General features: G+C 35.9%; 12 protein-coding genes and 1 tRNA gene. 7 read left to right on the forward strand and 6 right to left on the reverse strand.

The genetic code is table 11. The features are described 5' to 3' along the window. Positions 1-69: 69 nt before the first annotated feature. Positions 70-2,637 carry a site-specific DNA-methyltransferase gene (locus QNI22_RS14285; RefSeq protein ID WP_314511517.1) on the reverse strand — a complete coding sequence of 856 codons (2,568 nt, stop codon included), beginning with the start codon at positions 2,635-2,637 and terminating at the stop codon, positions 70-72. Continuing rightward, complete coding sequence (locus QNI22_RS14290) at positions 2,634-5,669, reverse strand: BPTD_3080 family restriction endonuclease (protein WP_314511518.1); 3,036 nt, start codon at positions 5,667-5,669, stop codon at positions 2,634-2,636. The genes QNI22_RS14285 and QNI22_RS14290 overlap by 4 nt, the downstream gene beginning before the upstream one ends. Before the next feature lie 319 nt (positions 5,670-5,988). Between QNI22_RS14290 and QNI22_RS14295 the strand changes: the two genes are divergently transcribed. Next, on the forward strand, positions 5,989-7,731 hold the full coding sequence (locus tag QNI22_RS14295) for a DUF262 domain-containing protein (protein WP_314511519.1): 1,743 nt from the start codon (positions 5,989-5,991) through the stop codon (positions 7,729-7,731). A gap of 327 nt (positions 7,732-8,058) precedes the next feature. On the opposite strand, the gene QNI22_RS14300 is transcribed toward QNI22_RS14295, so the two are convergent. Together QNI22_RS14300 and QNI22_RS14305 are read right to left on the reverse strand one after the other, a co-directional pair. Then, a complete protein-coding gene (locus QNI22_RS14300) occupies positions 8,059-8,580 on the reverse strand; it encodes a mechanosensitive ion channel family protein (RefSeq protein WP_314511520.1) in 522 nt (173 codons plus the stop codon). A 606-nt stretch (positions 8,581-9,186) separates the two neighbouring features. After that, on the reverse strand, positions 9,187-9,426 hold the full coding sequence (locus QNI22_RS14305) for a hypothetical protein (RefSeq protein WP_314511522.1): 240 nt from the start codon (positions 9,424-9,426) through the stop codon (positions 9,187-9,189). Between the two features lie 178 nt (positions 9,427-9,604). On the opposite strand from QNI22_RS14305, the gene QNI22_RS14310 reads away from it, so the two are divergent. From QNI22_RS14310 to QNI22_RS14335, 6 genes are all read left to right on the forward strand, one after another. Further along, complete coding sequence (locus tag QNI22_RS14310; RefSeq protein WP_314511524.1) at positions 9,605-9,958, forward strand: SH3 beta-barrel fold-containing protein; 354 nt, start codon at positions 9,605-9,607, stop codon at positions 9,956-9,958. Between the two features lie 64 nt (positions 9,959-10,022). Then, positions 10,023-10,346, forward strand: a complete 324-nt coding sequence (locus QNI22_RS14315) for a hypothetical protein (protein WP_314511526.1) — start codon at positions 10,023-10,025, stop codon at positions 10,344-10,346. A gap of 95 nt (positions 10,347-10,441) precedes the next feature. Next, positions 10,442-11,167, forward strand: a complete 726-nt coding sequence (locus QNI22_RS14320) for a hypothetical protein (protein WP_314511528.1) — start codon at positions 10,442-10,444, stop codon at positions 11,165-11,167. A gap of 81 nt (positions 11,168-11,248) precedes the next feature. Then, a complete protein-coding gene (locus tag QNI22_RS14325) occupies positions 11,249-11,464 on the forward strand; it encodes a helix-turn-helix domain-containing protein (protein WP_314511530.1) in 216 nt (71 codons plus the stop codon). Positions 11,465-11,550: 86 nt separating this feature from the next. Next, positions 11,551-12,183, forward strand: coding sequence for a hypothetical protein (locus QNI22_RS14330; RefSeq protein WP_314511531.1), 633 nt, complete (start codon positions 11,551-11,553; stop codon positions 12,181-12,183). A gap of 75 nt (positions 12,184-12,258) precedes the next feature. Continuing rightward, positions 12,259-12,606 (forward strand): helix-turn-helix domain-containing protein, encoded by a 348-nt coding sequence (locus tag QNI22_RS14335; RefSeq protein WP_314511534.1) that lies wholly within the window; start codon positions 12,259-12,261, stop codon positions 12,604-12,606. Positions 12,607-12,811: 205 nt separating this feature from the next. Here QNI22_RS14335 and QNI22_RS14340 read toward each other — a convergent pair. Beyond that, a tRNA-Val gene (locus QNI22_RS14340) sits at positions 12,812-12,886 on the reverse strand. Between the two features lie 24 nt (positions 12,887-12,910). Then, on the reverse strand, positions 12,911-14,629 hold the full coding sequence (glgP, locus tag QNI22_RS14345; RefSeq protein WP_314511535.1) for an alpha-glucan family phosphorylase: 1,719 nt from the start codon (positions 14,627-14,629) through the stop codon (positions 12,911-12,913). Positions 14,630-14,690 lie beyond the last annotated feature (61 nt).

The raw sequence follows: 14,690 nt of genomic DNA on the forward strand, positions 1-14,690 counted from the left end.
TTTCTTTATGATCTTTACTATTTGGCGAGAAAATAATTATTTTTTGAATATCTTTTTTAAAAGGTGTTTTTATTTTGTTACCTCAATTACTTTCATACTTTCCTCACCAAACTGGGATACAACTTTGACAGCTACTCGATGTCCACGATCTTTTACCTCAATTGGGAAAGACTGAAAGCCATAAAGGTTATCAAATACCTCTTCATCTATTTCTAAGCGAAGGGTTTGTTCTGCTTTCTTCTTAATCTGCCGTTTAGATATTTCGGTTAGGCTCCGTTTTACTTTATCGAAGGCATTCTTGTCACCTCCACAGAAGAAAATTTGCTTGGTTACAAACTCACTTCCATTATAATCGTCATCTAGATACCAGTAGTTAATATCTGCCAGACTACGAGATTTTACTTCATCTTTGATAGGATCGTATAAATCTAAGCCGCAAACTTCTACTTGGACGCGTCCATCTTCAAGAGCATTTACACTAATATCTGGCTCACCAATTGTAACAAAACTGGCGCCTTTGCGGTCTTTTTTTGAAAGGTCTTCTTGAAGTAGATCATCATGCATACGAACCTTGGTTACTTGCAGACCTGCATATTGTTTATCTGTAATGTTCTCTACATCTGCTTCAAATGAGAAACCAAGGATTACCAACCAATTAGCATCTTTTCGTAAACGAGCTTCTTTAAAAGCTTCGCTAACCTGTTTTTTACTAACCGAACCAAATTTAGGCCCAATATGAATATAGGCTTTTTTCTCGCCATCTCCATTTGAATAATATCCTTCCGCATGAAGATATTGATTAGTTAATTTATCTATACGTACAAACCTTGCATGTTCATTCTTGATTCCGTTACGAATTCCAGCAGTACGCAGATGGCTAAAAATGCGTTCTTCAAACTCTTGATCTGAGGGAGCTTCTTTTTGTCTTTCTTCTAATTCTTCAGGAGAGATAGGATTAAGGCTTTGAAGGGTTTCTACAGTAAATGATCCTGCAACTCTAAGAATATTTTTGTCTAATTCTGGCTGATCATATAATGTTTCTTCTTCTGGAGGCTCATCATTAGCAAGAGATTTAAGAGTAATATGAGGTACCTTCTTGTATATAAACCCTTGACGTATATCTTTTCCTACATCATCGTACAATTTATAGTAAGGATAGACGGCTGTCATTAATCGTTGTTTAGCAATATTTAGGGCAATTCGGGAAGTATCAATGGTAATCCAACGCCTTCCCCAATGCTCAGCTACATAGGCTGTAGTACCACTTCCACAAGTTGGATCTATTACTAAATCACCTGGATCTGTAGTCATTAAAAGACAACGCTCAATAATTTTACCATTAGTTTGAACTACATATTGTAGATCATTTGTACCCATTAAGTCAGTCCAGATATTGCCTATTGGAGTTGCAGGGAAATCTCCTAAATATTTTTTAAATCTTAATTTATTATCACCAACTAATATTCGATCCAATTTTAATAGTTTACTTATTCCCTTTTCTGTTGTACTCCAATGTCTCGCGGGCGCTGGACGATATAATCTGTTATTTACAGATACTGGGAAGTGAAAACTTTCAGAATATCCATTTGATTCTAGGCTTACTGATTGAAAAATATTTAGACGTTGCTCAAGAGATAAAGTCCTTATCTCATTGCTTTTCAAACGTCTTATGTCCCCTTCCATCTCAAATAAGTTATATTGATCAAATATTTTTTCATCATCAAGCTTCTCGCTAAAAACTTGACGATATTTTACATTGTCCTTGTTTTTAGAATACCATATTATAAAATCCCCTAAAGTGCCAAGAGTACTAAGTTTAGCATTAGGACTACTTACAGAACCAGTTTTACGTACAGTTATAATATTGCAAAAGTTTTCGCTGCCAAAGATTTCATCTAGTAAACATCTAACTAAATGTAAGTTTTCATCACTAATTTGCACAAAGCAACTACCACTTTCTGTTAATAATTCCTTTGCTACTAATAGGCGATCACGTAAATAACTTAAATATGAATGAATACCTAGTTCCCAAGTATCGCGGAATGCTTTTATTTGTTCAGGTTCATGAGTTATATATGCATCATCATTATCTTTTACATTTCTATCATTCATTCTAATTTGCCAATTTGATCCATATTTAATCCCATATGGAGGATCAAGATATATCATCTGCACTTTTCCTTGCATACTTTCCTTAGCGACTAAAGAATTCATTACCAATAAGCTATCTCCCAAAATCATCCGATTAGTCCAATTCTCTGTATGTTTATAGTAATGACTAATCTTTTCAAATTCATCAAGTTCAAAAGAATTACCAAACATCTCTGTAAGAGAAAGTTGATCAGGATCTTTGCTGTGTTCACGTAAACGATAGAGATTTTTAATAATGATTTCTGGAGCAATATGTTCAGATCTATACAGTGAACGCACATCTACTTCCAGTTCATAATTATCATTTTTGTATTTGTCTAGCCAAACTAAATGCGGGTCTTGGTCTCGGTTAATGATTGGGTCAAGATCATATATCTTCTTTTTCTCAAATACAATCTCTTCTTCCATACCCTCATTTTCTAAGGTTGGAATAACAGCCTTTTTATCTCTCAGGTGTTTGGTAGAGGTGAGTTGATCTTTTTTCATATACTGTTAAGCTTACGACGAAGCTCGTTTTTTAGATTAGGAAAGGTATCTTGCTTGATTTCAATAAAATGCCAAGGATAAAAGTTGTGGTCTGGTGCAATACGATTTATCGCAGGCAGGAAATAGTGCTCTATATAGCTTACTTTCTCCTCTTTGTCTTTAGTAAAAACAGGTCCAGAAGTTTCAATGATTAAATTGACATTATGCTTTTTGGGCGTTTGACATACTGCTATAAAGTCAGGATAGTAAAATCTGTCTTTACCATCTTTGGCTGTGTAAGGAATGGCAAAATACAAGAATGCATTTTTGACATACGATAATACCTCAGGCATGTCTTCTAAGATCTGTGCAGCTACCCGTTCCCAATCCGAATCACAGACGATAGCATTTACATGACTCTTAGTTGTTTCAAAAACTTCACGGGTGGTGATACCTTGTACTTTCGTTGTTGAGCCTATGGGATTGTTAATATTGAGTCTGAGATCTACTTTATCCTCAGCTCGTTGTCCTAGAAATATAGCTTTTTGAATATGCCTACAAGCGGAATCCATGTCTCTAAGCACTAGTTGGGGAAAGGCATCTTTTAAGGTATCCACCTTATGTGCATACCAATAGGTAATAATGTTCTTAATCTGATTAAACTTGTGAAACTTCGGATACCCTTTTTCATCAGCATAGTAAGTAGAAAGCATCCGTTGAGTCAAACGGTAAATGATTTCCTGATGACGCTTTTCTTTTATGTGATTAAGAGTGTATTCAACTCTGCTTTCCTGAAACGCATTACCTACAATAGCCTCTATTAATTTAATACTCCCATCTAATTGGAAGTTAGCTACCTTTTCAAAGTCAGCCATGATATCTTCATCAAAGCTATTAATTCGGTAACCTGTAACCTGAGGGAAACGAATTTCATATTTCTCTGTCCGTTCACTAATAGCATGTATTTGCTTTGCAGATTGTATCTCATACTTTTTTGTTGTCTTACCTGTACGACCTACAAAGTCAAACGGAACACTAACAATATGTGCAAATTCAGGAGGAAACTTTTGTTCTTTGATTCTACGTTTGTCTTTGGTTGGATTACCCTCTTTGTCATAGTTTTCCAAGTGGTATTCTTTCCGACGTAGCGCCCGCCCAACAACTTGTTCACATAATAACTGTGAGCCAAAAGCACGTAACCCATAAATATGTGTCACTGTATTGGCATCCCAACCTTCTGTAAGCATAGAGACTGAAATAATACAATGTACGTGAGATCCTAACTTACCTCTTTTGCCAACTGTATTCAAAACTTCCCGTAATATCTCAGATTCAGAAATCTGAGATGCGGCCCCTTGTCCATGTACTATAGCATATTCACGGCGAAAATTTTCAATTTCATGAGCAAAGATGGATTTAAAGCTTTCATCAATGGTAGCTTCTGCGTTATCTAATGCATAACTATCTATTAAAAGTGTAGGAGGCTTTTCTTTAAATTTACCATCCTTGACATTACTGAACTTTTCAAATGCTCCTTCTTTGAGTAGCTTAGTACCATCAACATGCGTTTTTTCATATCCAGCAATTAGGCGATACATTTCATAGGACACCCGTGTATTACTACATACGATGATCATCACCGGGTTAGTACCAAATAACCCTTGAAACGCTTCATATTCACTTTCATAATGTTTGTAAAACATCTCAAGTGAATTCGTGACGTGATCTGGAAAGAATGGTTCGGGCAGAAAAGGACTGCTCTTCTTTGGTAATTCGGACTTTACTACCGAATATATATTTTTGAGGATTGAATCAGTTAAACCTGCATACGTATTATCTCGCTCAGGTAGAAAAGGTATCTTAACTAATCCTGCTTCTATGGCATCCACCAAGCCATAATCAGTAGCAATCCAGGGGAAAAGCAAACCTGATGGCCTACCAGATCCTTGCATATAATAAGGTGTAGCTGATAGATCAAATACATTTCGTACTTTAAATTTTTCTACCAATTGCCTGATTGCATTATACCAAATGGAAGCAACCGCATTTTCTTTAGCTGTCATTTCTCCATCCTCTGAGTCTTTACCTTTCCCATTTGGTAAATAACAATGGTGGGCTTCATCATTTAATATTAGTAAGCGGGAATCTAGCTTAAACCTTAATACTCTCTTAATTATTGAATTAAAGCTCTCCTCAGGTTTCTGAAAGTTATTCCCCTTTTTACCATCTAATGCACCAACAAACTTGCCTTTTAGTGTACGTGGTTCAAATGTATGATAATTCGTTATTACTAATTTGGTATTTAATAGTGGTAAATCCTGTTGGAGATTAGGCGGCACTAAATCTCTATCATAGTAAATATCTTTGATATAACGTTTATCTTTATTCCAATTGTCAACAAATAAAACCTGCAGTCTATCCCGAACAGTGACACCTGGGGCAATAATGAGGAAATTATCATCAAAGCGAATATCATTTCTATATTCTTGTCGATTAAAGAAATGATAAAGGATTTGTAATGCCATTACTACAGTTTTACCTGTACCTGTAGCCATTTTAAAAGCAGTACGAGGTAAAAGCTCACCTACATTTTTGCGTTCTGACTGAAGTTTTGAAAGAATAAAAGAACCTATATTTGATTTCTCTGCAACCTCGTTTAACCAAATAGTAGTTTCAATAACTTCTCGTTGGGCAAAGAATAGCTGTTTGGTAATTATTCTGTTTGGATTTAAAAACCAATAGGTGAGTAAGTCCTTAGTAACTCTTGTGACATCTGTAAACCCATTATATTCACTTTCTCTCCATAAACCTATCTCTCTTCTCAAAATTGTAACTAAATGTTCTTCTTTCGACTGAAAATCAGCCGTTGAAAAGAAGTCTAACTGTACTTTAGACTTTTTTACTGGACTTGGTGGCGCAGAGGGAATAAATGGTCTGCGATATACTTCTGGTGCTTTCTCATAACTTAGGCTTCCATCCAAATTAGTAAAGTAGTGTTTCTTAGGTTCCTGATAAGGATTGTTTAATATCGGATTTGTAGAAAGTGCTTGCATTGGATTTGTCAAGAAAATACAATAAGGCTCTGTCCATAAGATTTATGTGAATCTCATGGGTGGATTTATCAAAAGAAATTTAGGTTTTTGTAAGGTTGTGGGATAATAAAAAGTTAGTCTAATAAATAACGATAGAGATAAACTACAGTTATAACTTAGAGAAGTGCAATATCTGTGAACAGAAGGAAGTAGGCAATACCACGTTTGGGGTATTTTTTAATAAGCTTATTAAAAATGAAATATACCGCGTTTGGGGTATTGATACGAGCATGCGACAAATCTACATTTGGCTTAACTCAAACAGAAATATTAATTATATATGTCTACACTATCCAATAATCCATTGACACCATCTGCACCAGGAATGATAGCAAGTGGAAAAGCTCTTATTATTGATGTTTTCTCTAGGTTTTGGTTTTCTATTCCTGACTATCAGCGACCTTATTTGTGGGGTAAGGAGCAAGTTATTGACTTATTAGAAGATGTCTGGTTTGCTACATGCAATCAGCCTACAAAAGAATATTTTCTAGGATCTATGGTGATTCAACAAACAAATTTTAGTGCAGCTCAAAATTATATAGAAGCTGATTTATTAGATGGCCAACAACGTATTACTACACTACTATTAATCTTTGCTGTGCTTAGAGATATAAGTACAAATCAACAATTACGGCAAAATTGTAACTCATTTATATGTCAAGAAGGGGATAAATTTACAGGAACCCCTCAAAAGGTTAGACTTCAATATCTAATTAGATATTTGCCAAATCATTTTATTCAAGATATTGTCATTAAAGACCAAGGAACACTTAATAGGGCAGATTTGGAAGTTAAGTCAGAGTCAACAGATCTTACAGAAGCTAATATGGCAAAAGCATTATTAGCTATCCATAATTATTTTGGCAAGCTTACTACAAATCAAATAGAGGACTTTGCAGTCTTTTTGTTTACCAAAGTTCTGTTAATTTATGTCTCCTCTGACAATTTACAGGATGCATTTCGTTTATTCACAATCCTCAATAACAGAGGGGTACCTCTAACTAATGCAGATATATTGAAAGCTTGGAATTTGGGCGCTATACCTAATTCGAACGATAGGGCCACATATGCGAAGATCTGGGAAAGTATAGAGGGAGAATATGGTAATGATGAGTTCGATCGCTTATTGTCGCATGTGCGTTCAATTTATGTAAAAGATAAAGCCCGTGAAAATTTATTAACTGAATTTGAGGATAATATTTATAAAAAGGGATTTCTTCAAAAAGGAAGAGACACATTCAATGTTATAAAAGAATATGCACAGATATATGATTTACTATATTGGCTAAATGATGAACATGATCATTTAACGAACTGGTTTAAAAATCTTATTACTGTTATGGGTTGGGGAATTCCGTCTGTAGAATGGGTACCACCTTTACTATATTTTTACAAAAAGTTTGGAGTAGAAGAAAATTCCTTGCTAGATACATTTTTGCTAAAACTAGATAATAAGTTTTCAGCTGATTGGTTACTTCAGCCTTCTCTTACTCAAAGAATAAATAATATGAATGCAATTCTGAAAGAAATTGAAAAAGCAACTAGTCCAACATCCGTAATTGAGAATAAAAATATTTTTCAAATAGACATTAATAGATTAACGCCTATTTTGGAGAATAATCTATATGATAAATCATATGCCAGATATCTTTTATTTAAATTAGAGTTTCTGAAAAAAGATCATTCATCCCAATTTCAAGACTTTAAATATCTCACAATAGAGCATATTTTACCTCAAAATCCAGATTCTGGAAGCCAATGGAGAACTGATTTTACGCAGGAACAGATAGAACACTGGGTGCACAAAATGGGAAATCTGATTTTACTAAGTCGTTCTAAAAACTCTTCTCTAGGAAATAGAGAATTTCAGGATAAGAAACACAAATACTTTACCAAGAGTGTTGATGCATTACCTAATTCTTTGCAAATTATGCAACTCAATGAATGGAATCTTAAACTACTTCAAGAAAGACACCAACAGTTAACCAGAGAACTGATTGCACACTACCAAAAAAAGGGTTGATTGTACTAACTTTATTTTGCTTCATAAACTACGAAGCTGTTAATCTTATATTCATAAATATATATTCTTATATAGAAAAGTCTCAGGTATGTAGACTAAAAATACTTTTCAAGAATGCATACATAGCAAAAATCCCCATCACTACGACGGGGATTTCTATTTGTCCAGAAGATTAAACCTGTAGGCTCCCTATCAATTCAGTGCAGGATTGATCTCTTAAATAACCTTTGTTTACCTGGCTTAATTCATCAAATAATCTAAGACCTATTAAACCTCATTCAGTATAACTTTCCCCTTCTCCCAAAATGGAGCGTATCTATTGAGTCATTACAACTTTTGCCGTTTGTATATCTTTATTTTGTCGCCTAAAATTTTAGAGCTTGGAATTATAATCTTGTCTTCATTTTCGTCTTGAATTATTGTAGAGTTTAGGCTTATTTCAATCACCTTTCCTTTACTACCCTGAAATTCTATTGTGTCATCTATCTTGAAAGGTCTATTAAGGACAAGAAAAATTCCACTGAATAAATTGCTGAAAATTTGTTGTGAGGCAAATCCTAAAATTAGGGTGGTAGCTCCTGCACCAGCAATCAAAGAATGGGCAAATGTCCGGGTTATTGGTAATGTTAATAGTGCCCAACCGAAACCCAGAAAATATACTATTGCGACAATCATGTGCTTTAAAAAAATAAAACTGGTAATATCTACCTGATGCTCTTTGGTCTTTTCTTCAATTTGTCTTTGAAGAAAGTTGCCAAGTAAAAGGGCAAATAGAATTGTCATCCCAACAATGACGAAAAAGAATATCAGCGATTCCGTATCTGATACAATCTTTTTTAATTCCTCCATTTTATGGTAGTACATTAAAATTGTTTACAGGTTCTTAAAGACGGTATTGATAAAAAGCAATCAGAGTATCACCCATCAGAATTGTCTTGGTGATTGTATTAGTGGATTCCTTTTCTTCCAAAAATGATAACCCCATCTCACTACAAATACAGTTATCATTCCGCCCATAGCCCAGTGTTCAACCATCATTGTTCGATTTGTAAAGCAGTCTTCTGTATCTAAAACGATATGGTTGTAATTGTAAAACAGTAATTTAATCCAAAGAATCAAAAGACGTAGTATTATCCCAACAATACAACCTGTGATTAGGAATGTCAGGGTTAAAAAATAGGCTTTGATATTTAGATCTGAAATTAGGAAAGAAAGTAGTAATGCAATGAAAGGGATTAGCAGAACAATTAAATAAAAAAGAGTCGCCCAAGTATTGAAATACATACGCTCTTGACAGAAAAATTCATGATAATTAGTATTTAGCCGGGTAAATAGCTGGTAAGGGCCCACAAGAAAAAAAACTCTTAACTTGTTAAAGGGAAATGTAACAAACCAAAACACACTAATTACCAGATACAAAATACTATTTCTTATATTTTGTCTGAGGAACATATTTCAGACTTTTTTCTCTCCACACAATTTAGCACGGTATTCATCCAGAATCTTTTCAAGACCTTGTTCTGCCGCACTGATGTTTCCATCAGTTTTGTACCTAGTATCGTTACTTCCAAACATCTTTGAAATTGTAGTAAGACTTCTTTCAGAGTATTCTGATAGTCTTTGGTAAGATACTCCAAATTCGTCCATCTTTTGCTTTAAAGCAGTCAATCGATTTTGTGTTTGTATATCACTCATAGGTGTAAATGTTTATGCAAATATATCGAAATTCTCGATGTTAACAATATTTCATTCTTAACATAAAAAATATCTTATCAATAATTTTGTGTTAAGAATATTTTTGTGTTACATTTGCAATGTCCTTCAGGGACAAAATTTTTGTACCAGTATAACACAAAAATATTCTTAATGCATTATGAAAGCCCTCTCTAACTTCCGTTTACTTGTAATGCAAGAAGCCTGGAATCTGGTAAAAGAAACAGGTATTTCGATGGCTCAGGCTCTGAAAGATGCATGGGCACTAGTGAAGTTACAGGCATTGAAAGCACTCATGAAGTTAGGAGCAGTTCTCGTTACATTCCGTAAGGTTGACGGAGCAGTTACTACTCGCAAGGCTACCAGAAACATGGATCTAGTGCCCACAGAGAAGCATCCTAAACACCCTGCCAGAGAGAACCAGTACATCTGGGTGTTACCCTTCTTTGATTTGGATAACCAAGCCTGGAGAAGCTTAAAAGCAGAAAGCCTTATCTCATTCTCAGTACTATAATCAAGTCATTAATCGCTAGTCATTTATTCACCAATCATTCTTTACTCAATCATTCAGTCTCATTATGGAAACTCCAAGACCTGCTTCCGAATCAACTACTACCTCATCTGCCAGTAGCCGGGAAAAGAAGGCTTTACTATTAAGTGATCCTTTCTTCAATAAGGAAAGACTCTCTGCTTTGTCTTCTCTGGTAAGTGATAACCCTACAGAGGCTTCTTCACAGATCAGACAGTATAAGGATCTGTTATTCTCTCTGCAGTCTATGCTTTACCTAGAAGGCAAGGAGATTATACCCAATGCACAGGAGATTGATTTACGCTACATGCAGATGGATACGCTCTACAGGTTCTTTTCTCAACTGGAGCATATTGCAGAATCTGCCAGATAAGCCACTTGATATAGATAAGTCCCTCAAAACAGACCCTTACAGCCTTTTAACCTGTCCATTCATTTATTAACTGTTCATCTTAACTATTTCATTATATGAAAACCTCCATGAAATCTGCCAAATCAAATTCTTTAATTACTGACACTACACTAAATGCCAGTGCTGCTCAAGCTGCTGCATCACAGACTGAGTCTAAAGCTACAATGCCTGTGATTCCTTCTTCTGCTCCTGATGTAGAGGCAGAAGGAACCGCTTCTTTTCCTTCTCCTGCTCCGGATATGGAGGAGGAAAACAATTCCATACTCTATAATTTTCTATGGCAGAGAATACAGAAGATGATTCTTTCCTATGGAGAAACGGAACAGGAGGCATTACGAGAGTTTAATTATAGTCTGGAGTTCACCTATAATACTTTATTAAAAGTGATAGCCTTTGAAAAAGTAAGGCTTGCCAATGTGGATTATCAAACGCTGGTATTACGATTTAAAAACCTTGTTTCTTCTACAAGTCCGATTGATTTTGATGAAGATACAGGCAAATATATTCTCTACTCAGCTAAACAGGTAGGATGCTTTCTGTTAAATGATATACTAAATTTTGCAGAGCCTGACTATAGCAAAATAGACAGCTTACGACTAAGTCTGAATACAGATTTTATGGTTATCCTACAAACGATCATACGAGGGGATAAGCTCAGAGATGTACGAGAGATTCAGTCAATGAGCCGTCCTCTCAATGATATACTGGAAACTCTCTCTGTTTACAAATCCCTGGTAGAACCCGATAGCCACCTTCCCGGACCTGAAAAAAGTGCGGCGTAATAATCTGTATAAGATAGTTTGATAACTTAGACCAGCTCCTGATTGAGCTGGTCTAATCATTCACTTTAACTATCTTATCTCATGGATGAACTACTCACCTATGACGACTTAGTGCCAATTCTGAAAGTAACCAAGAAGACACTACAGAATTGGGCATCAGACGGGAAACTCCCAAAGACACATATACGCGGTCGCTTTTCCCGCAAGGCAATTGAAGCCTGGATTGAAATGCAACATGTACCATCTGCAATCGAAATCATGAAAGATAATCTGAGAAACTATAAGAAAAGTAAATAATCAATGTGTCAGACTTATGTTATTCTGCTTTCTGCATCCTATATCTCTTATATGGGATGCTATAAATCCATTTTCTATCTAATCGTATGCACTCACTCTATAAAACATGTCTGGTAGTTACTAGTCTGTTATTGTTTACATGCTGTCAGTTTACTTCGGATAAGAGTTCTGAAACCTATACTAATACTGATACAATTACTCTTTTACTAACAGAGGCACATGCAGATATTGCGCCGCTGGCTGGTCCATTTACCCTTCCGTTTATCAGGCAAAAAAATGATTCTAAACTAAAGCTGACAATTTATACAGATGGTGAGTATAAGTTTAAATTGGGTTCAAGCTCTATACGATACTTTACATTTGATTTACGAAACGATACTTTCAAAATGATCGATGCTTTTCAACCCTATCAACTCGTTCATGTATTTGAAGATAAAAAAGACCCATCTATTAAGCTATATAAATATGAAAGAGGTAATGTTCCTGTAGATCAAGAAGGGGCTACTCTTTTCTCAAAAGAATATGGCTATATGGGTAGTGCATATTACTCTGTGAGAAGAGGTAATCTGGTCACTCATATAGATAGCAAACCTATACCCAAACAATACGAGCAGCTTTTTTATGATAATAGAAAACAGATCTTTTCAAAAGAATGGGACTATCGATTGCCTAAAGAAAAGATGGTCAGACCTTCAAGTTGGGATCCTGAGGCATGGTAACACGTCGGAAGGATTGAAGAAACTCATCTCGTTTGATAGAAGTCATAAGTATGTTCAATCTAAACAAAGTGATTTATGGAACTGGAAGATGAAATTAAAACGCTTACTGTTGCCTTCCAAGAATTTCTGATTGGTCTTACAAAGCAACAGATCAATATAGTACGATCAGAGGTTTATAAAATGGTTGAGTCTATTGAAGATCAGGAGAGGGAAGCCCTGATGAAAATGGATGATGTGGCTAAAGAATTACAAGTATCTAAAGCTACTATTAGTGTCTGGCTTAAACAAGGCAAGATCCCTGGTCACTACATAAGCAATCGGTTATTCTTTTTTCGAAAGGAGATTTATGCTGCCATACGCAATGAACCTTCTTTAGAAAAGTATAAACGGATTAAGAAGCGAAAGGCAAATAGAACCAGATAACTAAGGCGATGTAAATAAAGTGATACAAATAAGTGATACAAATAATAGATGACTCAAAAGTGAGTCATCCTCATTCCTCAAAGTTGAGGAAAGACGTTCTTTGACTTAGTGGGGAAATGAAAAGTTTTTGCAGGGTTTTGTCACCTAATCTGTCACCTGTTATGTGTTAATGTCTTGATATACAGGTATTTGTGATGTGTGTTAGTGGAATGTAAGGGACTCGAACCCCTGACCCCCGCCCTGTCAAGGCGGTGCTCTGAACCAACTGAGCTAACATTCCAACCATTAGAGTAGCAAAAATACTTTAAACTTTCAGATTCACAAGTCCATCATTTGATAGATTAGTCACTTCTGGAGATACATGGTGTGTATATAATAATTCATAGTATTCCTTTGCCATTCGACCTGAATCAAAATAAGGCAAAATGTCTGTCATGCTAGTATTGACCATGTGTTGCCATTGTTTAGGATCTTCATAATACATTGGAATCACTACCTCTTCCAGTAATTTATACAAGTTCAATGCATCAATCTCATCAATTTCATGTTCAGGAAGGGTAGGATCGTTGGGTGGAAGCACAAAGCAGTTTTCGTTATTTCGCGCAAATTCAGGTATCCATCCATCTGGAGTAGAGCAGTTGAGAGCACCATTCATTGCGGCTGTCATGCCGCTGGTACCAGAGGCTTCATGGGTGATACGCGGTGTATTGAGCCATACATCCGCTCCACGCTTTAACATAGCCGAAAGCTTAAGTTCATATCCCACCAGAACAGAGCAGTTAAAATATTTTTTGGTAAAATGTACCAGCCGATTAAAAACGGATATGCCTGTATAATCAGTAGGATAGGGTTTCCCTGCCCAGATAATTTGAACAGGATACTTTTTATTCGTTAGCAATTGAATAAAGCGATCCGTATCATATAATAACAGATCTGCCCGCTTGTAGGCAGCAAATCTTCGCGACCATACGATAGTTAGTACATTCTCATTATAAATTTCACCTGTCTGGTCAGCTACTTCTTCAAATAGCTGTCTCTTAAAAAACTTCTTTCGGTCTGTAAATTTATCTGTGTCCTTATTTTGAAAAGTACTATAAAGCTCCTTATCTGCCCAGTAGGTAAAATTCTGTGCATTGGTAATGGATAAGATTGGACTTATATCACTGGCACGTCCCCACATTTTTTGTAATACCTGTGTATGCATTTTAGATACGCCATTGGATAACCCTGCTAGTCGAAAGGCGGCAAGGGTATGATCTAAAATGTTGGTATGAGTATCAGATAAAGTCCGTACTTCTGACAGAGGAAGGTCTGAAAAGAAACCCATGCGTTCCAAAAGGTAAATATCTGTTTTCTGATTGCCTGCTTCTTCCGGAGTATGGTTGGTAAACACCAGACGTTTTTTAACCTCTTTAATATCTTTGTTATATTTGGTATATAAATAAAACGCCAGTGGCAAACCATGAGATTCATTGAGGTGATAAGAGTCTGGCTGATAGTGGAGTTCTTCGAGTAAACGTGCTCCTCCGATGCCTAGCAGAATACTGGCAGCTATCCTTGCTTCCAGATTTTGGTCATATAATCTGTGTGTGGTAGTCTGGGCGAGATAATCGTTTTCAGGAAGGTCAGTGGAAAGTAGAAATACAGGTACTGTCCCAAATACTTCAGGAGGTAGATAATAGGCTGTTACCCATACAGGTGCATGATTGATTTGTATTGAAAATTTGATATCCGTTTTTTCCAGAAAGCCATAAACCTTTTCCTGAAATAGCACATCCATTGTCTGATCTCCTTTACGAGTCTGATCATAGTAACCATACTTCCATAAAATGCCTATTCCGATCACGTTTTGCTTAAACTCATAAGCACTACGCATATGTGATCCTGCGAGAAAGCCCAAACCTCCTGAGTAGATCTTTAGTGATTGATGAATGGCATACTCCATACAAAAATATGCCGTACGATTCTGATATGCCGGATCTGCCTGATATGACTGTAAAAAGTCTTGAAAGGTTGTAGCCATAGTGTGGATGGTTTGATTGCAGATGCAAGCTAATGCATCTGATGAAGGTGTTACATGATTA

The organism is Xanthocytophaga agilis, assembly GCF_030068605.1.
In the GTDB taxonomy this organism is placed as follows: domain Bacteria; phylum Bacteroidota; class Bacteroidia; order Cytophagales; family 172606-1; genus Xanthocytophaga; species Xanthocytophaga agilis.